This window comes from Gellertiella sp. DMC107, from assembly GCF_056313605.1.
This window is the reverse complement of the sequence record NZ_JBQUZZ010000006.1, coordinates 315,425-336,520: the sequence shown is the minus strand read 5'-3', so window position 1 is coordinate 336,520 and position 21,096 is coordinate 315,425. Positions and strand designations below refer to the sequence as shown.

Here is a 21,096-nt window from a genome sequence, read left to right as displayed (position 1 = left end):
GAATGGCCGACAAACCACATGTTACGGTAAGCAATCTTGCCCTCGTCTACAGGACGGGACCAAAGACAGAGAAGCCAGCGGTCAACAATGTCAATTTCACCATCCGACGGGGAGAGACGGTCGGCATCGTGGGCGAAAGTGGTTGTGGAAAGTCCTCGCTGGCACGCGCCTTCCTTGCCTATACGCGGCCGGGAGCACGCATCGCCTCGGGCGAGATCGATATCTCCGGCACCGCTATTCTCTCTCTCGGTCGCGATGAACTGCTCCACTTTCGCGGCCGGCGCGTTGCCATGGTCCCGCAGAACCCGCTGTCCTCTCTCACCCCCCACCTCAAGATCGGTCAGCAACTGACAGAATTGATCCGGCTCCACGAGGCGAGCCATGGCAAGCAGGCCCGGGATGCGGCGATCGAACTTCTCGCTGGGATGGAGTTGCCGGACCCGGCGGCCATTTTCGATCGTTACCCGCATCAACTGTCCGGCGGACAGAGGCAGCGCGTGGTCATCGCCGCCGCCCTCGTTTCGAAACCCGAGTTGATCATTCTCGATGAACCTACCACTGCGCTGGACAAGACCGTGGAAACCCAGGTGCTCGATCTCGTTGGAAGGCTGCAGAAGCGAAACAATACGACACTGATCTATGTCAGCCATGACCTTAACGTCATTACCCGCATGTGCGAGCGCGTTCTTGTCATGAAGGACGGCATGGTCCTCGAAGACGGGCCGACACAACAGGTCTTCACCCGGCCCAGAACGGATTATGCCAGAACCCTTATCGCAGCCATACCTCAACTCAAGACCCGTCCGGCATCGCCATCCGCGCCTCTGAAAGCCGGACCCGCGACGCTGACCATCAAGGGGCTTGATTTCTCCTACAGCAAGGAACGAGGGCTGAACCCCATTTCCGGCCTGTTCCTGCGCAACACCCCCCCGAGGACCCTTTCCGATATCTCCATTTCCCTGTCCATGGGCAGGACGCTCGGCGTGGTCGGCGAATCCGGCAGCGGTAAATCCACGCTCGCGTCTCTCGTGGCGGGACTGATCGATTGCAAACCAGGCGCGATGGAATTCTTAGGCAAGCCACTTGACGGGCTGGCCACCCGCCGGGACCAGAATGTGCGCAGGCGTATCCAGATGATCTTTCAGGACCCGGCATCGTCCCTCAATCCGCAGCATACGGTCGAACAGATCATTACCCGACCCCTGCAGTTCTTCTTCGGATTGACGCGGACCGAGGCCCGTGACCAGGCCGTGGCGCTTCTTGAAGAACTGGACCTCAACGCCAGCTTCCTCTCCCGTTCACCCCGCCAGCTTTCCGGCGGGCAACAGCAACGCGTCGCCATTGCCCGGGCTTTCGCCGGAAAACCTGACCTCGTGCTCTGTGACGAGGTTACCTCGGCTCTGGACGTTACGGTTCAGTCTTCGGTGCTCAAGGCTATGAAGCGCCTGCAGCGGGAACACGGTACGGCCTATCTCTTCATCTCTCACGATCTGCCTGTCGTCGCGGAGATGTCAGACGATATTCTCGTTCTGGAGCGCGGCTGCATCCGCGACTACGGTTCCACACAAACGGTGCTGGAAAATCCCACGTCGGACTACACGAAAAAGCTGCTCGCCGCGTTTTCGATGGCGTCGGAACAACTCTCGCAAAGGACTAGAATGCATGCAAATTGAGGCTTTCGCAGCGCCCGGCCAGTTCTATCGGGGCAATCTCCACACGCACTCCTCGCTTTCGGATGGAAAACTCGATCCCGAGGAAGTCTGCAAGCGCTACAGAGAGCGGGGCTATGATTTCCTCTGCCTTTCGGATCACTTCCAGGCGCATTACAATTATCCGCTCGCAGATACACGGCCGTTCAGAACGGCAGACTTCACGACCATCATTGGCGCGGAATGTCATGCCCCGGCCACCGAGCATGGCGAAATATGGCATATCCTCGCTGTGGGGCTGCCGCTGGATTTTGCGCCCAATGGTGTGAACGAGACCGGACCGGAAATCGCAAAGCGCTGCCTGGATGCCGGCGCTTTTGTGGCCATTCCCCATCCTGAATGGTATGCGCTGTCGATCGCCGATGCCGCATCCCTTCCCGGTGCGCATGCGCTTGAGGTGTACAATCACACCAGCCATGTGCTCAACGCGCGCGGCGGCGGTTCCTATTTTCTCGATGCTCTCCTTAATGCAGGGCGTCGCATCCATGCGCTTGCTTGCGATGACGCGCATTTTGTTGCCGGAGAGGATCAGGAGAGAGATGCGTTCGGTGGCTGGGTAATGGTGAAAGCCGAAGCCAACGAGCCCGATGCCCTTGTCGCGGCACTCAAGCGCGGCAATTACTATTCATCTCAGGGACCCCGACTGCTGGATATGCGGATCGAGGACGGCACAATTTTCGTTGAAACCTCTCCGATTCATCAAATCTCCGTCGTTGGCCGGGGGTCGCGCAATGAAAAGCAATGGGGCACGGACATGACGCGCGCTCAGTTTCCGCTCAAGAAGTTTGCAGGCGACTGGTGCCGGGTCGTTGCCATCGATGCCGCCGGGAAAATCGCCTGGTCCAACCCTCTTCACCTGCCGTGACGGGGATGTCCCTTCACGGACGAGCAAGAGCATGCGCCGCAGTTTCGACAGTATGCGGAAGGTCTCGTGGCTTTGTCGAGAAACGATCGTTTTCTGCTGGCAGATAATCGATTTGGCTGAGCTCCGAAAGCTCAGCCAAACCGGGTGTTTTTTTCCAGCCATCTCGCATACTGCGTCAACGGATAGCAGAGAGCGAAGAAGATCAGAGCGACAAGGCCATACACCTTGAAGGGTTCGAAAGTCGCATTGTTGATCGCATTTGCTGTCTTCAGCACCTCTTCGAAACCCAAAATCGATGCCAGCGCAGTACTCTTGACGAGCTGGACAAGGAAGCCGACGGTCGGGGCGCGAGTGATCCGGAACGCCTGCGGAAGGATGACCAGGCGAAGTTGCAGCAACCGGTGCAGGCCAAGGCTGGCCCCGGCATCCCATTGTCCGCGCGGTAAGGAGTCGACACCGCCTCGCCAGATTTCCGCCAGATAGGCGCTTGCATAAAGGGTCAGGCCGCAGACGGCGGCAGTCCAGGCCTCGATCCTGAAACCCAGCATTGGCAGGCCAAAGAACATCAGGAACAACTGCATGAGCAGCGGTGTTCCCTGAAACAGCGCGATATAGCCCGATCCCATGCTGCGTAACCAGGTCTTCTTCGAGATCCGTGCAAGGAGAATGGCCACACCCACGGTCGAGCCGCCCGCAAATGCGGTTATCGACAGCAGCACGGTCCAGCGTGTCGCAAAAAGCAAATTGCGGAGAATGTCCCAGAAGGTGAATTCGATCACGAGAGTCCGGCTCCCAGGTAACGGCGCTTCCCCTCGATCAGCAGCCGGCGAAGCACGGCCGACATCGCAAGATAAATCAGGGTGACCACCAGATAGGTCTCGAAGGATCGGAAAGTCCGCGCCTGGAGAAGATCCGCCTCCTGGGCCAGTTCGCGGACGGAGATCTGCGAAACGACCGCCGATTCCAGCATCATGATAATGATCTGACTTGTGAGCGCTGGATAAATGACGGCGAGCGCCTGAGGCAGGATGATTTTGAAGAACACCACCAGCGGCTTCAATCCCAGCGCTAAGGCGGCCTCTCTCTGTCCCCTGGGGATCGCATCCAGCCCGGCGCCTATGACTTCAATGGTGTAGGCGGCCATATTGAGGGTCATGGCCAGGATGGCAGCGGTTATCGGATTGAGCAGAATGCCGATGCTGGGCAAACCGAAGAAAATGAAAAACAATTGCACGAGGAACGGTGTGTTGCGCATGATTTCCACATACAGACCCACAGCCTTTCCAAGCCAGATGAAGCGCCCCCGGCGCGCGGCCGCGCCGAAAATACTCAGGATAATCCCAAACCCCACGGTGCAGGCCGTCAGAAATATCGTGACGCCCGCACCATGGACCAGGTCCCCCATTCCGCCCCAGAGCCAGTTGAAGTCCAGGCTGTATCTCATCGTCGTCCTGTTCGATCGGAAGGGGGAGGGATAGACCGTTCGGGCCGGCCCTGTGGGGGCGGCCGAGCGTTTGCTTTCAATCCTTCAGGGTGTCGAGATCCAGCGGCGTTTTCAGCCAGTTCTTCGAGCTCGCGTCGAGCGAGCCGTCGGATATCATGGCAGCGATGCTGTCGTTGACGGCTCTCTTCAGACCATCCTCGCCCTTGCGCACCGCAATATGAGAGGGCGAGCTCAGAAGCTGGAATTTCTGCTCCGGCTTGAGGGCATCCTGGCGGGCCAGCACCTGCGAGCCCACATCGTTGCCGACCACCATCAGCTGCGTCTGCCCGGAAATAAACGCCTGAATGACCGCATTATAGTTCTCGAAACGCTGGATCACCGTCGATTTGGGAGCCGCTTCCGTGAGCGACGTATCTTCGAGCGTTCCCCGGTTCACCGCCACTGTCTTGCCGCCAAGATCGTCCTTACCGGTCACCTCTAGCGCTTGCGGACCGATAACGGCAATGTAGTAGGGCGCGTAGGGGGCGGCAAAGTCGATAACCTCGGCGCGCTCTTTCGAGAAACCGACGCTCATCAGCAAATCGACCCGCTTGTCATTGAGATAGGCGATACGATTCTGACCGGTAACGCTGACGAGATTGAGTTTGACTCCGAAACCGTCGGCGATCTTCTGCGCGACGTCGACGTCATATCCCTTGATGCTCATATCGGCACTTGCGGAGGAGAAGGGCGGAAAATCGGAGAAAATGCCGACGTTGATTTCGCCGGCGGCTTTGATATCTGTAAGATCATCGGCCTGTGCGGCTGCACCCATGACGGCAAACATGGCAATTGCCGTTGTGACGATGTGGCGTAGACTTCTCGAAACACGCATGTCGTTCCCCTTGTTTTGATATGTTGTTCGATCGAGCTTGGTAAGCGGCGCGCCTGCTACCGGCAGCCTTTTTCAGCGGAATTCACAGGCCTGTTTGCGCGGACTGCCGGGCTGGCCGTGGCAAGGCAGAGAAGCTCGAACAGCACCTGAGCGGCGATCTGCGCGGTGTTGCTGGTGCTGTCATATTGTGGGGCGATTTCCACAACGTCGCCGCCGACGAGGTTTATTCCCCAGAATCCGCGGAGAAGGGTCAGCACTTCCCTTGGCTGAAGGCCGCCGACCTCGGGCGTGCCGGTGCCGGGAGCGTAGGCTGGGTCAAGGCTATCCACGTCGAAGCTCAGATAGGTCGGGCCGTTGCCGACCACCTGCAGGGCCTTGGCGATCACGGCCTCAAGGCCCATCTTCGCCACCTCTTCTGCGTGGATCACGGTCATTCCCGAGGCAAAGGAAAATTCCCAGAGATACTCGCCGCCTCCGCGAATGCCGATCTGGATCGCGCGTTTGGGATCAAGCACGCCTGCAAGAACCGCCTCGCGGAACGGTGCGCCGTGGTGAAACTTCGAGCCTTCATAGGGTCCGGCAGTGTCACAGTGGGCGTCGATGTGAATCATGCCGACTGGCTGGCTTGCCGCGAAGCCCTTGAGGATAGCGCCAGAGACGGAATGGTCCCCGCCGACGGAAAGGGGGATAACGCCTGTGCTGGCGATCATCCGGTAACAGGCTTCAATGTCGGCATGGCACTCGGCCAATCCGAAGCGGCTCCGCATCGGAACGTCGCCGACATCTGCGACCTGCAGGGCTCCCATCGGGGCGACACGCAGAACATGTTCATAGGGTCCGATCCGCTCGACCGCCCGGACCGCGCGGGGCCCCAGCCGGGCGCCGGCCCGATTGGTGACGCCGAGATCCATGGGTACGCCGATCAGGGCGACGTCCAGCCCGTTCAGGACGTCCGGTCGCAAGCCGTTCTCGATGAAGCGTGCGTCCAGGAAGGTTGCGGGATCGGCAAACGGCCATTTCCGGCTATCGCCATCCTTGAAAACGCTCGCGGCCACGCTGCGAAAGTGCGGATCTTCCATTTCTCCGCCCGCCGCGTTGCCGAAGCGCCTTCTCAAGTCTTCCAGAAAATCGCGGTCAATAGTCAAGACAGGCTCCCAGTCTCATGCTGTCGCCAGCATCATCAACAGCGCATGCGCGCCTTGGAACCTCGAAAATTCGAGAGTGGGTATAAGGATTTCTGATGCCCCCTTAGAACAGGACTTTTGCCCTAGGGTCGATGCCTGCCGTCCACATTTAGAAAACTTTATAGCCCAGCGAGAATCATCCCCTTCCCGAAGCGCTGTCCTCTGAGCTGGTGAAGACCATGCAATCGCATTGACCTTCGGATCTGACGTGTCGATCAGCCTGTTTTCAGCAATACCGCGACAACAAACCTGCTGGTTACGTTGGCCATCAACATGCGGGCCGCATCCGATCCGACAATGGCGGCGGCTGCCACGGTACTGACCGGCATCACCGCCTTAAAGATCGTGGTCCTTGACCGTCTTGTCGGCTTCGATACCGTGGTTGGTCTGGGTTTGTTTCATTCTTGAGGAAAATGCGGGACGATCCCGGCAATATCGCTGATCGACCGTGCTGTATTGCAGAAGGCTGAAAGATCGCTCATTGTATATCGCGGTCGTTGATGGGATCGCCTTCACCCACGCTTCCGGCTACACCAGTTGGAAGACGGCAACGGTAATGCGATTCTCGGATGCTCGACCTTGATTCCTACCTGCTCCGCGCCTTTATGACGGTTGCGGAAATCGGGACGGTGAACGGCGCTGCTGCAAAACTGCACCGGACGCAGGCTGCCGTAAGCATGCAAATTCGCAAGCTCGAACAACTTGCAGGTGTGACACTTTTTACCAGGTCTTCCAAGGGTCTGGAACTCAACGCACATGGACAGACCCTGCTGGCCTATGCCCGGCAGATCGTCCTTCTCAGCGACGAGGCCGAGCGGCGGCTGACCGGGAAGTTAATCGAGGGGCGCATCCGCCTCGGCGTTGTCGAAGATTTCGCTGCAACGCGCCTGATCGATATACTGCGCGATTTCCGGGATCAGAATCCCAAGGTCGAGATCGACATCATTATAGAGCCCAACCGCCGTCTGGCGGATCTGTTCGAGTCCGGCAAGCTGGATATTGTCGTTTGCGATATCAGTTGCCTCGCCAGAAAGCCGCTGCTCATCTGGACCGAATATCTGGTCTGGACTGTGCGATCGGACATTCTGGTGGATGCAGGGAAACCCCTGCCGGTGATCCTGTTTGAAGACAGCTGCCCCTGGAACTTGCTGATCATCGCCGCCTTGTCCCAACGAAACATCAAGTGGAATACGGCCTGTATCGCCTCCACTCTGGTGGCTGCGGCCACCGCAGTGCGGGTGGGCATTGGTGTCGCTCCGATGATTGCGGCGACGGTGCCAGAGGGTTGCCGACCTCTCGACAAATCGTCGGATTTGCCGGCGTCAATTCGCATCGATATCGGGTTCTACGCCCAATCGGATTTGTCCGAGGGGGGGCGGTATCTGGTTGAATTCATTTCGCGACACACGGAAATCAATCCGACTTGAGTATCGCGCTGTTGTGACACTGGCGTACTCGCCGATTGCAGTATAGAGCCCGCTTTCACTCAGGAAAACAAAGCTGGATGCACTTTCCGGCCCCAGGGAAACCGATCCGCGATAAGGTCCGGAACAGCGGATCGGCGGCACGGTGAACCTAGAGGCATTTCTTACAGCACTGCCTCCAGAAAAGCATTGATCTTGCGCGAGGAACGTCGCTCCTGAAGGCAGGCAAGCCTATACTCCGTCCTCACGGCGCAATCGGAAATGCGAATGGTTTTCAGGCGGGGGTGAGAAACAAACTCAAAATCGGCGACGACGCCGATACCGAGCCCTCGTTCGACCGCTTTCCACACGCCTTCGCGACTGCCGATTTCCAGGAACGGGTGCAGGGCCACGCCCGCAGCTTCGGCACTTTTCTCCAGCGCACGGCGGGTTGTAGAGCCTTGTTCACGAAGAATGAGCGCCTGCCCTTCAATCTCCTTGATGTTGATCGCGTCTCGATCATACCAAGGATGGTCGCAGTTTACAAAAACCACGACCTCATGCGTACTAAAGGGTACGGTGTGCACCCTGGGGTCGTCTATGAGATGGGCCAATACCGCGACATCGGCTTCAAGATCGAGAATTCGCGAGAGCGTGAGATCGGAATTGCCCAGCAGCATGCTGACCTTAAAGAGGGGATAACGCGCTACAAACCGTGCGATCATTTCTGTTGCGTGAAATGGCCCCACGGCGGCAATCTTCAATTGCCCTCTCGTGAGTTGACCGCTGCTAGAAAGAAGATCTTCGGCTTCTTCGTGCAACTTCAAGATGCGCGTGCTTATTTCATAGAGCGCGCGCCCTGTCTCCGACAGTTCTACACGACGGGCCTGCCGGAGAAACAACTCCACGCCATAGCGCTCTTCAAGCTCCCTGACCTGGGTCGTAACTGTCGGTTGGCTCACACGCAGCGCGTTCGCAGCGGCTGTAAATCCGCGGTGTTCGGCTACCGCATGAAATGACCGGAGGTGCGTGAAAACAATGGCCACCTGCATGCTCCTACCAAAATGAAGATGTTCATCTTCCCCTGATCCGCGCGCGCTGTCCATAGGTTTATTGAATGGAAAATAAATAAACTATCAATTGGACAAATGGCACGAGCGGCGCCCTTATGGCCTCAGGAAGACAAGTTCGGAGGAATGCGATGTCGCAATCATGGAAATACGCCAACCCGGTCCGCGTCACTTTTGGAGCCGGATCCCTGTCCAGGATCGGCGAAAAGCTTGCCGGGCGCAGGTACTGCCTGCTGACTTACAACGACCATCCTGCATTCGATGCACTGGTGGATCGCGTCACAAAAGAGGCAGGCCGTCCATCGGTTCTGGTGCGAGACGTCGAGCCTAATCCGAGCTTCCGGGGCTTGCGCGCCGCGTGCGCCGCATTCGGGGCGGCCGAGGAGGCACCGCAGGTGATCGTTGCAATTGGCGGCGGCTCGGTCATCGATACAGCCAAGGTGTTGGCCGCTTCCGGCAATGATTTCGCCCGTGTCCAGGCCTATATCCAGGGAGGTGCTGGTGCAGACTCTCTGCTCAGTCTGCCGATCATTGCCGTACCAACGACGTCCGGCACCGGAAGCGAGGTGACCTGCTGGGCCACTGTGTGGGATACCGACGCGAAGCAGAAATATTCACTCGCCCACGAGAGACTTTATCCCGAACACGCCATTCTTGATCCGGAACTTACCCTCGGCATCCCGCGCGGGCTGACGTTGAGCACTGGGCTCGACGCCTTGTCGCATGCCTTGGAAAGCATCTGGAACGTGAATGCCAACCCGGTTTCGTCAAGCCACGCCGTTTTCGCCGCGCATGAGATCATGACGGTTCTGCCCGAATTGCTGCGACGTCCCGATGATCTCGATCTCAGGTCCCGGATGTCCCAGGCGAGCCTCCTTGCGGGCCTTGCCTTCTCGAATACCAAGACCGCGCTTGCGCACTCGCTTTCCTATTTCCTCACGCTCCACCACGGCACGGTCCATGGGGTCGCGTGTTCCTTCACCTTGCCGATGATCCTGCGCAGTGTCATCGGGAAAAACGCGGATTGTGATGCCGCTCTCAAACGCATCTTCGGAAGCGACCTTCTCCGTGGCGCGAGTGATCTCGACGCATTTCTGGCGAGCTTAGGGGTGTCTACCAAAGCGACGGACTATGGCGTGACCCGCGAAAGCTGGCGAAGCGCTATCAACGACGCCCTTTTGGGCGAGCGCGGCCGCAACTTTATCGGCAGCCGCGAAGCAATCCTTGCGGCAGCATAAGGAGCTATCCATGAACACCTCCGTCAAAAATGATCTTGAGATCGTCGTGAACGGGCGCCGCTACAAGCGCCCTGACCGGCCCGTGGTGGTGCTGTGCATCGACGGATCGGAACCAGGATATATTGAACGAGCGATCGAAAAGGGGCTGGCGCCCAATCTCGATCGCTTGATGTAGTCCGGTACAAACACGAGCGCTCTGTCCGTGATTCCGAGCTTCACCAATCCCAACAATATCTCGATCATTACCGGCCGGCTGCCGCTCAAGTGACTGGACGATGGAACCAGGGCCCTCGTGCTCGCCGAAGCGCTCCGCCAATAGCGGTGCCACCTTTTAAGGTAGTATCCAACTTGGCCTCCTCTGCCGATACTCGGTCGAAAATCAGGAGGAGATCCACCGATGAACCGGGTTCTGTCAGGCCTTGTCCTTCTCTGCCAGGTCTGTCTGACCGGGCCTGCCCTTGCGGACGAAACCTGCAAGACCATCTTCGATTCCTATACGAGGCTCTCTGAGGCTCCGGGCTATCGACAGACCGTAAGCCTGAAGGGGGCCGTGATTGCCGAGCAGGTCATGGTGGGGAACGATCTTTACAGCAAGGACGGCGATACCTGGTCGAAGCAGTCCCTCGGCGAGGGGACGCGCAAGGCCCTGCAGACCTCCATCATGCCCACGGCAGACGCGCTGAGGGATTGCACGGCCGGTGCGGTGGAACCCGTCGATGATGTGCAGGCAAGGCAATATTCCTATTCCATGCCGCCTGTGAACGGTGTCGGCGACCTCGGGCCGCAACGGGTCTGGATCGGGGAGGACGACGGCTTGCCGCATCGCCTCGTCTCGGAAAAACAGGGCACGGAGACGCGTGTGCGCTATGACGATGTCAAGCCACCGTCGTGAGGAGCGACGGTCATGGTTTTCGACGCCCTGGACGGGCGGGACCGGCGCCGGCACTTCTGGATCGTGGTGCTGGCCATGCCCGGGCTCGCGGCATGCGGCTTCATGCTCGCCTTCGGCGGACGGTTTGACGGTTTCAGCCGGCTGGCCGCTCTTGCGGCGCCCGCCTATCTGCTGGGCACTCTTCCGGCCCTTCTGGTCGCGACGCTCCATGGAGAATTGTCCCGGAGGGGTATCGCCGGTCTGCGGGCGATTGCAGGCTGTGCCCTCCTTGCCGCCACGTTCCCGGCGATCCTTCTCGCCAGTCTCTATGCGGTCGGGCTTGTGCGGGGGGCCTGGCCTCTCGCTGTCCTCCCGGTTGCGGCGGGATCGGCGGTGGTTTCGATCCTCCTTGCCGATCTCCTGGTCCGGGCGATGAAGCCCGGCCCGAAGGCCCAGAATGATGAGGTGACATGACATGAAGACATGGTTGAAGACATGCGGCGCAGCTCTTGCCTTCGCGGTGATCGCCCTGGCGGGCAGCGCCGCCGCAGCCGGACCCTGCCGGATGCAGTTTCCGGTTCCCGCCGATCCGAAGGCTCTGGAGAAGGCGGGTGAGGAGGCGTGCCCGGAAGAGCTGCTGTCGCTTTTGTTTGCGCGGACGCCATCCGACTATCCCACCGTTTCGGTCGTTTCCTTCAGCAAATACAAGGATCGCGCCGGTGAGACGGCTGCCTTCGTGTCCTTCCGCATGGTGGCAGCGGCGGGGGAAGGGCATGGCCCCGACCGGCGCATTTGCCCGGAAACAACCAGCGAGGCCGATATGCAGGTTGCGTTTTCCTGGTTCAAGGATGATCGAACCTGGAGCGATCTCGACAGCCGGGGCGGCTATACGCCGGATATGATTTGCACGGGCGGACCCTTCTGGTCGAGCCAGGACGTGGCGGACATGATCTCGCCGGTGCGGTTCTCCAAACTTTCCGAGAAGGATCGCCAGGGTGTCCACAATGTCGGGAAGAACGATCCCGAGCGAAAGGCCATTCTCGATGCGGTCCGGCGGGCCAATGCGGATATCAGCAGCCAGGTTCCCATCGTCTTCATCGTCGATACGCTGCGCTCCGATGGCGTGAAAGCCTATTTTGCCGGCAAGGCCCGGCAGAAATCCGACGGTCGACCGCTTAGCGAGGCGGTCTGGGGACCCTGCGAGCAGGACCCGGAGGATGGGGTGCTCGAAGCCCTGCTGGAAAAGACGAACGGCCAGTGGACCGCAGTCAAGTCCAATCGCTGCGCCGACGACGCGTTCCTGACGGAGACGGACCTGCGGACCTACAGGCTGTTTGTCGCCGATGAATAGCCGGGCCTTGCGTCTTGATGTCCTGGGCCTTGCCCTTTCGCTTTTTCTGGCTTGCGGGTCCTTTGCGCGGGCGGCAGCAGGGGACGCCGTGGCCGTGGCCGACGTAGCTGCGCCTGCCTGCGTGGAAGCAAATGCCGAGGACAACGAGACGACCCCGGGGGCGGAGACCAAGGGCGCCTTCTGCGTCACAGGCGCCTTTGCCGGAGACGACCAGGATTTCGTCCGGTGGTTTGTGTACGACAGCGATGCTGCCAAGAGCTGGAACCTGACGCTGACCGGCGGATATGGCACGCAGGTGAGGGCGGAGATTCACGGCTATATTCCGCATTTCGAAGGGGCGATCGGGCCCGCATTGGTGACCGTCGTTGCCGAACCCCAGGCCGGCAGGGCCGAGGCGGAGCGCGTCTTTCTCCCTTCAGGCACCTACCTCATCGGTCTTTCCCATGCGGGACCGGATACGTCGTGGTCTCTGGCCGCAACGCCTGCCGCGCCGACCGGCGCCGACCGGAAATCGGGCCGCGCCGAACCGGGGAAGCCGGTACATATCGAGTGGCCGTTCAGTGAGGCCGATGCGCGCCGGCAATTCCGCTTCGATGTGGATATTCCGCTCGGTGCCGCCGCATCCGTTGCGATATCGCAGGATGGCAAGCGGCAAACCTCTTTCTATGGTCCGGTTACGGCACCGCTTCATTTCGACGATCTGGGCTTTTCCGCTGGCAATGTCGCGATCGAGATCGGTGCGGCAGGCTCTTCTCCCTTTGATTTTCACGTGACGCGTGTCCCGCAGGGGCCACGTCGGCCGCAAGCCGAAGACGAGCCGAACGACACACCGGCGGACGGCTTTCCCCTCAAGCCCGGAAAGGCTGTGTCCGGCCATGCCAGCCGGATTTCGGATGTCGATGCCTATCGTTTTTCCGTAACGCCGCAACTGGCAGACCGGCGGCTTGAACTGCAGCTGGAAGGAAAGGCGGGAGAGGCACGGCAGCTCTGCCTGAGTGCTGCAGACGGCGTACCCCTGCTGTGCAAATCCGGATCGAGCGTCTCGATGGGCAATCTCGTTCTTCCGGCCGGAGACTATGCGGCCGTTGTAACCGGCGATGCGCCGCCTGCCGATGACTATCGCCTGCTGCTGCGGCAGGCGGGCAAGCGGCTGCCGGGGCAGGAAACGGAGCCGAACGACATGGCGACCACGCCCGGTCTTGCCGATATTCTTGCATCTGCCGGAAAGGCCGCTTTTCCGGGAAAAGGAGAGATCGACGGGCGTCTCGATGGCACCGATACCGACCGGTTCCTGCTCCAGCCGGCCGGCGCGCCGCATCTGTGGAAAATCGCCCTTGTCGTCGCCGGGAAGGGAGATGCGGCCGGCGCTCCCGTCAGCCTCGCGGTCGAGGACGGGCAGGGCAAGCAGAGAGCCCTGCGACAGGGCGCGGCGGATGGCGCGCCGATCGTGCTCGATCGCCTGCTTCTGTCTCCGCAGACCTATCAGATCGTCGTTTCCGGAGTGAATGCCCGTTATCGTCTCACGGTCGAATCTGCCGGAATGCCTCAGCCGGGAATGGAGCGAGAGCCGAATGACAGCGAAACCGGCGCCGAACGGCTCGCCTTCGGCGTGGAACGATCCGGAGAAGTGGCCGATCTCAGCGACACCGACCGATACCGTTTTTCCCTGTCGACCCCGGTTCATGCGGCCCTGACGATCACGCCCGCCGAAGGCCGGCAGATTGCCTGGAGCGTGGTGCGCGGCCTTGCAAGGCCGGATCAGCCTGCCGGCGTCGCCGATGGCAAGGCAGCGAGGATCGATGCGGTCTGGCAGCCCGGGTCCTACCAGCTCGTGCTCAATGCGCTGGCAGGGGATCCCTCGGCCTACAAGGTGACGTTCGACCTGCTGGATCCGTTCGTACCGCCAGCCGGCGGCGATGCGGTTCCTCCTCCCTTGCCGCTGGTCATGAGCCTCACATTCGCTCAACCCCGCCTTGCCGCCTATTGGCCCCATGCCCAGAGGACGGCCGGAACGCTTCATCTCGAAAACACCGGCAGCGATGCTCTGTCCCTCCGCCTTGACGGGCGCTCCTCCGCGCATCAGCTTTTGCTCGATCTTCCCGGCGAGGCGAAATCCATTGCGCCCGGCCAGGCGCTCGACCTTCCGGTTTCGGCCGTGGCGATGGCTGATTCCTGGAAAACGGAAACCGTCCTGCTGACCGTGCGCGCGCAATCGGAGGATGGGCGTCAATCCACCGCCTCCAGCAGCGTCGCGATCCGAGACGACGTCGATCCCCAGACCCGTTCCAACCTCTCCTTCGTTCCCGTATCGATGCGTGGCGGGCTGGATATCGCAGCGCCCGCTTTCGGAGGCCATGTGATCGAGGATCCCTCGGATCCCGCGGCGACGCAGGCGGCGGCATTTCTCTTCGACGGGTTGATGGCGTCGGATGGCTACGTCACCGATCTTGCAGCCGGGCCGCGTGCGGTTACGGTTGCGCTCGGCGGGCAGGGGCCCCAACCCGTTTCGGGTATCCTCCTGCATCCCTATTTCCCTTCCGCGCAGGCGCCGGACGAGTTGCTCGCGGATTTCCAGCTGGAGCTTTCCACCGACGGAACAGCGTTCACGCCCGTTCTGAAGGGGCACCTGCAACCCGTGAACATGGAGCAGGCCTTTGCCCTGCCGACCCCGGTCAAGGCGGTTGCCGCGCGGCTCACGCTGCTCACGAGCCATGCGGGAAAGGGCCGCGTCGGGCTCGGGGAGTTCAAGGTGGTGGCGAGCCCCGGTGTTCCGTCCGGCATTTCGATCGACGTCGGCAAACAGAGCCATGGCGGGCATCTCGTCTGGTCCTCGAGCCAGATCGGAGCGGACTATGACGATGGCTCGGCCATGCTGAAGGAAGGGTCAATGCCGCAGACCCTTCCTGTCGCGGCCGAGGAGCGCGCCGAATTCGTGATCGGGTTTGTCGATGACCGGCAGGCCGTGGTCACCGGCATCGACTGGACGGACGCGCCGCCAGTCGCGGATGCAATCCGTCCGGGCGAGATCGAGGTGAGCGCAAGCACGGAAAGTGCGCTCGGACCCTTCACCGCAATCGGCGTGATGCGGCCTGCACCTGAGGGCGCTGGCAGGGCACTCGCTCTCGCCGCGCCTCTCCCTGTCCGCTTCCTGAAGTTTTCCGCGCTGCCTGCCGGCAGCGCCGCCGCGAAACTGCAAATGCCGGTTCGCCTCTCGGTTTCGGAAGCGCCGATCGATACGGAGCATCTGCCCGTCAATGGCGAGTGGGGCATGGACCAGCCGGTTTCGCAGGCGGATTTTCGTGACGGAGACGGTGTGAAGGCATCGCCTGTGGCGACCCTCACCGATGGCGACAGTGAAACCGCGCCGCGCAGGATTGCCCTCGCCACGGCGGTTGCCGATGCGGTTCAGGTCGATACGGATACGGACTGGTTCGACTTCACTGCGCCGGACGGTGTCGAACGGATCATGCTCGACATGACCGGCGAGCCGTTGCTGGCGGCCGCTGTCGAAATAACCGGTCCCGATGGAAAGATCATCGTGCCGCGCATGCTTGCCAGCGGCCCGCGGCGCCAGCAGATCGAAGCGCCTGTCACGGCGGGCCTTCGCTATCGCATCAAGGTGTTCGAGCCGCCGCGCTCGGTTGCAATCGCCTATGATGCCAGTGGCAGTATCGCCGGCTTCCTCCCCATCATCCTGTCCGGGCTGAACAATTTTTCGGATGGAATTCGTCTCGGCCGCGAGGCGGTCAACATCATGCCGTTCGAATTGCCGTTCCTGATGGAAAAATGGAGCGAGCATGGCTTCGAGGTAGCGGCCGCCCTGTCGCGCTCGCCGCCCGGCGGCACGTCCAGCGGACTTGAGCGCACGCTTCTCAACGCCATGGATGGCATGGCGGACCGAACGGGTGCAAAGGCCATTCTTGTCATTACCGATGCGGCCAGTTCCGGCTACGATCTCCAGCCGCAGCTCTGGAAGCGGCTGGCCGAAACCCGCACCCGGATCTTTGCCGCGCATATCGGCGCGTTCGACCATCCCTGGCGGGAAAGACAATTGCTGCAGGATCTGGTGGCGGCCAATGGTGGCGTCTATGCGTCGGCGCGGACACAGCCGGAAATGGACGTCGTCTATGAACGGGTGGCTGCCTACCTGCGGCGGCCGGCCTATTACACGCTCTCGCTGACGAAGTCGGAGGCGCCGCCACCGCAACCGGGCGCAATTGAAGTGGCAGCGCCGCCCCAACCGGTTCCGGGGGCCGCCCTGCCCGCCGCCCCCGCCATCGCCGATACGCGGCCGCGACAGGCCGCCCTCGAGCTGATCCTCGATGCCTCCGGCAGCATGCTGCAGCGGCTTGACGGCCGGCAGAAGATCGAGATCGCCCAGGACATCTTGAAACAGCTTGCGGCGGGCATCATACCGGCGGGTACGCCGACCGCGCTGCGTGTCTTCGGCGATACTGCGCCCGATTCCTGCGACACCAACCTGCGCTCGCCACTCTCGCCGCTGGACCCGGGCCTCATGGCCGCCAATATCGGCATGATCCGCTCGATCAATCTGTCGAAGACCCCGATCGCTGCGTCCATTGCCGCCGTTGCCGGCGATCTCACCGCGAACAGCGGACCGAAGCTCGTGGTCCTCGTGACGGATGGCGAGGAGACCTGCGGCGGCAATCCTGAAGAGGCGATTGCCACGCTCAGGGCGTCCGGCGTGGATGTAAGGGTCAACATCGTCGGCTTTGCGATCGACAACGAGGACCTGAAGACGACATTCCGCGAATGGGCAGAAAAGGGCGGCGGCACCTTCCTCGATGCAGCGGATGCCGGCGGTCTTGCCAAGGCCATGCAACAGGCCGTGACCGAGCCGTTCCGCGTCCTCGACGCGGCGGGGGCGACCGTTGCATCCGGAACGGTGGGCGGGGCACCCGTCCCTGTTCCGGCCGGAACCTATCGCGTGGTGCTTGGCCCCGGCGAAGACCGCGTCTTTGAGCAGACCGTGGTGAATGAAGGCAGGACGACACGTGTGGAACTGGCCCGGCCATGACGGACAGAGCGCCATGAGGAGAAGCAGAATGACAAGCTGGAAGTCGGTCGTGCAGGTAAGCCGGAAATGCCTGGCGGCGACGCTTGCCGCCTTGCTTGCGTTTCACCCGCTGGCGGCGCAGGAGCTGGATACGGCTGCCAAAACGGAAGTTGCCGCGCGCAACGCCATTGCCATGCAGCGCAGCCTGCAGGCCCTGGAAGACGGTCTGGCGGACATTCCGCGCGACCGTTGGGATCCGCAGGACGTGGTGGACACGATCGGCATCGATGCGCCCTTGCTGTATGGTTTTCTTCGCAGCCGCACGCGATGGGTTCCCTATGAGGGGGCGCTACGGGGACCTGTCGGCGTTCTCATGGACCAGCGGGGCAACAGTCTCGACCAGTCACTGCTGCTTGCACGGCTTTACGAGCTGGCCGGCTTCGAGGTGCGGCTCGCGCATGGCACACTCGATGCGCCGACGATGGATCGCCTGATTGCCGGGTGGCGCAAGCCATGGCCCGACGGACAGGCGGCGGAGGCCACGGCCGGTCCCGCCCCGGCCGAACGTCCCGACGAGCTTGCGGCCTCCTATGACCTGCAACCCGATGCGATCCTTGGATCGCTCGAGGCAAGCGCGGCCCGTGCGGCCGTTGCCGGAACCCGGTTGCGCGACATGACGGCAACGGGTGTTTCCGCCCTCGCGTCGGCCTTCGGCACCCTCCCTCCGGATCGCGAGAAGGAGGTCGACGAAGAAATGGTTCGCCGTGCCCTTGCCGACCACTGGTGGGTAGAGGTCAATGACAACGGCTGGCAAGCGGCCGATCCGCTGGAGCCGGACGCAGCCTTCGGCAATGCCTTGACCGTGGCCACCGAAACGCTTGCCCCCGCCGACCTGCCGGAAAATCTCTGGCATCGCGTGACGGTGCGTCTGGTCATCGAACAGGCAAAGGGCGGCAAGGCCCTGACGGGAACCGTCCTCGAGCAGACCGTGCGGGCAGCCGATATGGTGGGGCAGATGATCCGTCTCGATCACTATCCGACCCAATGGCCGGCGACCTGGCCGACAACCACGCCCGACGATCTGCAGACAAAGCTTCGTGCCGCGCTGGCAACCCAGAAGGAATGGTTGCCGACCCTCACGATCGGCGACCGGGAATTCAATCAGGGTTCGATCAAGGACAATGGCGATATCAACCTCACGCCGGCGCCCGTCAATCCCTTTGCGGTTATCGGCGTCCCGGTCGCAGGCGATATCAGCAAGGTGGTGGACGCCCTGTCCCTGCCGGGCGAGGCCGGTCAGGTCGTTCCCGGCGAGGCAGTTGCCGTGGACAGCGCGGGAGAACTCACCGCCGAATGGCTGGATTTTTCGATCGAACGGCCCGGTCTTCCGCCGGAGGAGATCCGCCGCACCCTGTTCGATATCGCCGGTCCCGCCTTTCGGGCGAAGGGGGATTACGCCACGCTCAAGCTGGATGAAAAGAACCGCTTCGACCGCTCGATGGCGATGCTCGGCCAGGTCGAGGCCTTGATCCTCCCGGCAGCGCCGCCCGCCGGGCAGATCCTTGCCCGACAGGCCGAACAGATCGTGGCGAACAAGCCGATCCTCGACGAAATCGCCAAGGATCCCTTCGGAGAGATACCCGGGAACATTGTCGAACTTCTCGGCAAGATGAAGCCGGTACCGGTGGTGCTCGACGGTTTCGTCAGCGCGCGCTTTTCGCAAAGCCCGGTCGGCGATGCGGTCTATCTCGAAAAGCCGATGGTGGTGGCCCTTCACAACGAGCTTGGCCGGGATCGCAACACCGGCGATTTCATCACGAAGGCGGCGCTCGACATCGTCTCGAGCGGCGTGGCGGTGGATCCGTTCTCCACCGTCGAGCCCTTCAAGGCGAGACTGGTTCAGGGTGTTCACGATACGCTGACCGAAGCCCTGGCGCTTGGTGGCGGTGGCGGTGACGTGCTGAATGCCGCCACCGCGCTCGACCGGGAACCAGAGGGGTGGACGCTGGTGCGCGACCGGTCCGACCCGCTGCTCGCCAGCCTCGACCCGGATTTTGCGACGCGACTCGGGGCGGACCTCGCCACCGGCGCCTATGTGCTTGTTCCGCCAAAAGCCGAACCGGGCCGCGAAGTGTGGTGGAAGATCGATCCGCGCACGGGCGAGACACTCGGCTACGGGGCGAGAGGATGGGGGCAGGCGCTGGTCGAATATGCTTTCGTGCTGGTCATCAAGACGCTGCTGTCGCAGATTGCCTGCATGGCCTCCTCCGCTGCCATGGATGCCGGGATGAACGCCTTCGAGACCGGCAATCCCAATCTTCCGAAGAACTGGAAAGAGGTGAAGGACGGGGCCAAGAAATACGCGAAGTCCTGTGTGTCACGCGCCATGCTGGCCCAACTGACCGGCATTTCCACGACCTTCCTGTTGAACGGTGCCTCAAGCCTTGGCGGCGCCATCGAAGGTGGCTTGCGCAGCCGCTACGGCACCGACCCCTATTGGGAAGCAAGAAACGGCGGTGGCGGGGGCTTTGGCGGCCCACCCCCTCCGCCCGGTGGCCCACCCCCTGGAGGCCCGCCCCCCGGCAGTGGCAATGGACCACCCGGCGGCCCACCCCCGGGCAGTGGCAATGGACCACCCGGAGGCCCGCCCCCCGGCAGTGGAAAGGGACCGCCCGGTGGCCCGCCCCCGGGCAGCGCGCGCGCCTCTGCCGCTGAAGCGCAGGCCGCCCATGAGCGGGCCGTCGGCGCGCAACAGCGCGCCTATGATGCAAAGGCACGCATGGATGCCAATCCGACCCCCCAGAACCGCCAGGACTATGAAAAGGCCATGCGGGACTACGATGCCGCCATGCAGGATCGCCTGAATACCTGGTCGCGTTCCGGCAGTGACAGCAATCCGCCGAAGATGCCGACACCGAATGGCAGCGGCGGTGTCAGCCCGAAGGCGCAGACCGGCATGAACCCGGCTGCAAACGGCAGCGGAGGAAATTCTGGCGGCAGCAGTCCGGTCGATCCGAATGCAAAGACGGGTGTGCAGACGACCGGCCCGGACGGACGGCCCAACCCTGCACTCGACCCGACGGGACAGATGCCCGCGACGGGGGGCGACATTCCGCGTGGCCTGCCCGAAAAGCCGCCCGGCTATCAATACGGGCAGAAGGACGTGGACGAAGCGAGGGCCACGGCCCAGGAAGCCGCGCGCCGTGCGGCTGAAGCCGGCTCGCGCGCCCAGGCGAACCCGACCCCCGAGAACCAGGCAGATTACGAGAGGGCTTTGAGGAACCTCGGCAATGCCGAACAGAATGTCGTTGAAGCCCATTTCAAGGCCGGCGGAAAATTCACCCCGAATGGCAGCTCCGTGCAAACCCCTGCACCCGGTTCCGGACCCGCACCCGGCCAGGCGCCGGCTCCGGCGTCCGCACCGGGCGGGGTCGATCCACTCGGTCAGACCGGCGTGCAGACCACGCAGCCCGATGGCAGCTCCAGTCCCGCGCTTCAGCCGACCGTGCCGCTTCCGGCAACCGCTGTCGGAGGGCAGGTTGATCCGCTGGGCCAGACCGGTGTCCAGACCACGCAGCCGGATGGCAGCCCGAACCCGGCGCTGAAGCCGACGGTTCCGCTTCCGGCAGGCGGCGGCGGAAATGGGTCATCGATGGTCGATCCCCTTGGCGCGACCGGCCTGCAGCAGCAGTTGCCGGACGGCCGTCCGAACCCGGCCCTCCAGCCGACCGTGCCAATTCCGGCAACAGGCGGCGGTTTTGGCGGTGCTGGCGCGGGGGCGGGCGATGTCCTGTCTCCCGCGGCCAATTCGGTTCCGCCGGCGGGCCTTCCACAACCGGCGCCGTCGAATGGCAAGACAAGTCCCGGCCTCGGCCTCGGTGCAACGCAGGGCTATAACAGCCTGCTGCTCGGCCTGTCGGGCCTCGGCTCTGCTGTAAAGCCCTAGAGAACCGCAGCGGCAAACGCACCCGCCCCGACCGGGGGCTACGCGCTGGTCAGGAGCCGGCCACCACACTGAGGGTGGTGGCCGGGAGAGATTTGCCACGCGATACCCGTCAGGCGGTACTTGT

The 21,096-nt window shown here is 62.1% G+C and carries 16 protein-coding genes; 11 read left to right on the top strand and 5 right to left on the bottom strand.

The genetic code is table 11. The features are described 5' to 3' along the window. The first annotated feature begins 2 nt into the window (after positions 1-2). Entirely contained in the window at positions 3-1,673 is a 1,671-nt protein-coding gene (locus ACT54B_RS19560) for a dipeptide ABC transporter ATP-binding protein (protein ID WP_476047380.1), read from the top strand. Beyond that, the gene (locus ACT54B_RS19555; RefSeq protein WP_476047379.1) at positions 1,663-2,574 is read left to right on the top strand and encodes a CehA/McbA family metallohydrolase; all 912 of its coding nucleotides are present in this window, start codon (positions 1,663-1,665) and stop codon (positions 2,572-2,574) included. The genes ACT54B_RS19560 and ACT54B_RS19555 overlap by 11 nt, the downstream gene beginning before the upstream one ends. A 131-nt stretch (positions 2,575-2,705) precedes the next feature. Here the strand turns inward: ACT54B_RS19555 and ACT54B_RS19550 are convergent, their stop codons facing one another. The 4 genes from ACT54B_RS19550 to speB form a co-directional block, all read right to left on the bottom strand. Beyond that, positions 2,706-3,353, bottom strand: coding sequence for an amino acid ABC transporter permease (locus ACT54B_RS19550; protein WP_476047377.1), 648 nt, complete (start codon positions 3,351-3,353; stop codon positions 2,706-2,708). After that, on the bottom strand, positions 3,350-4,018 hold the full coding sequence (locus tag ACT54B_RS19545; RefSeq protein ID WP_476047376.1) for an amino acid ABC transporter permease: 669 nt from the start codon (positions 4,016-4,018) through the stop codon (positions 3,350-3,352). The genes ACT54B_RS19550 and ACT54B_RS19545 overlap by 4 nt, the downstream gene beginning before the upstream one ends. Before the next feature lie 76 nt (positions 4,019-4,094). Further along, a complete protein-coding gene (locus ACT54B_RS19540) occupies positions 4,095-4,892 on the bottom strand; it encodes a transporter substrate-binding domain-containing protein (protein ID WP_476047374.1) in 798 nt (265 codons plus the stop codon). Between the two features lie 56 nt (positions 4,893-4,948). Next, on the bottom strand, positions 4,949-6,037 hold the full coding sequence (speB, locus tag ACT54B_RS19535; protein WP_476047373.1) for an agmatinase: 1,089 nt from the start codon (positions 6,035-6,037) through the stop codon (positions 4,949-4,951). A 312-nt stretch (positions 6,038-6,349) separates the two neighbouring features. On the opposite strand from speB, the gene ACT54B_RS19530 reads away from it, so the two are divergent. Together ACT54B_RS19530 and ACT54B_RS19525 are read left to right on the top strand one after the other, a co-directional pair. After that, positions 6,350-6,484: a hypothetical protein gene (locus ACT54B_RS19530; protein WP_476047372.1), complete on the top strand. Its 135-nt coding sequence runs from the start codon at positions 6,350-6,352 to the stop codon at positions 6,482-6,484. 161 nt (positions 6,485-6,645) lie between these two features. Beyond that, entirely contained in the window at positions 6,646-7,503 is an 858-nt protein-coding gene (locus ACT54B_RS19525; RefSeq protein ID WP_476047370.1) for a LysR substrate-binding domain-containing protein, read from the top strand. 161 nt (positions 7,504-7,664) lie between these two features. Here the strand turns inward: ACT54B_RS19525 and ACT54B_RS19520 are convergent, their stop codons facing one another. Beyond that, entirely contained in the window at positions 7,665-8,525 is an 861-nt protein-coding gene (locus ACT54B_RS19520; protein ID WP_476047368.1) for a LysR substrate-binding domain-containing protein, read from the bottom strand. A gap of 155 nt (positions 8,526-8,680) precedes the next feature. Here ACT54B_RS19520 and psrA point away from each other — a divergent pair, with 155 nt between their 5' ends. From psrA to ACT54B_RS19485, 7 genes are all read left to right on the top strand, one after another. Beyond that, positions 8,681-9,787, top strand: coding sequence for an iron-containing alcohol dehydrogenase PsrA (psrA, locus tag ACT54B_RS19515; RefSeq protein WP_476047366.1), 1,107 nt, complete (start codon positions 8,681-8,683; stop codon positions 9,785-9,787). Positions 9,788-9,797: 10 nt separating this feature from the next. Beyond that, positions 9,798-9,962, top strand: coding sequence for a hypothetical protein (locus ACT54B_RS19510; RefSeq protein ID WP_476047365.1), 165 nt, complete (start codon positions 9,798-9,800; stop codon positions 9,960-9,962). A gap of 222 nt (positions 9,963-10,184) precedes the next feature. Further along, a complete protein-coding gene (locus ACT54B_RS19505; RefSeq protein ID WP_476047363.1) occupies positions 10,185-10,679 on the top strand; it encodes a hypothetical protein in 495 nt (164 codons plus the stop codon). A 12-nt stretch (positions 10,680-10,691) separates the two neighbouring features. After that, positions 10,692-11,132: a hypothetical protein gene (locus tag ACT54B_RS19500; RefSeq protein ID WP_476047361.1), complete on the top strand. Its 441-nt coding sequence runs from the start codon at positions 10,692-10,694 to the stop codon at positions 11,130-11,132. Position 11,133: 1 nt separating this feature from the next. After that, positions 11,134-12,009 carry a hypothetical protein gene (locus tag ACT54B_RS19495; RefSeq protein ID WP_476047359.1) on the top strand — a complete coding sequence of 292 codons (876 nt, stop codon included), beginning with the start codon at positions 11,134-11,136 and terminating at the stop codon, positions 12,007-12,009. A 94-nt stretch (positions 12,010-12,103) separates the two neighbouring features. Further along, a complete protein-coding gene (locus ACT54B_RS19490; protein ID WP_476047357.1) occupies positions 12,104-17,047 on the top strand; it encodes a VWA domain-containing protein in 4,944 nt (1,647 codons plus the stop codon). A gap of 28 nt (positions 17,048-17,075) precedes the next feature. Continuing rightward, positions 17,076-20,972 (top strand): hypothetical protein, encoded by a 3,897-nt coding sequence (locus tag ACT54B_RS19485; protein ID WP_476047356.1) that lies wholly within the window; start codon positions 17,076-17,078, stop codon positions 20,970-20,972. Positions 20,973-21,096 lie beyond the last annotated feature (124 nt).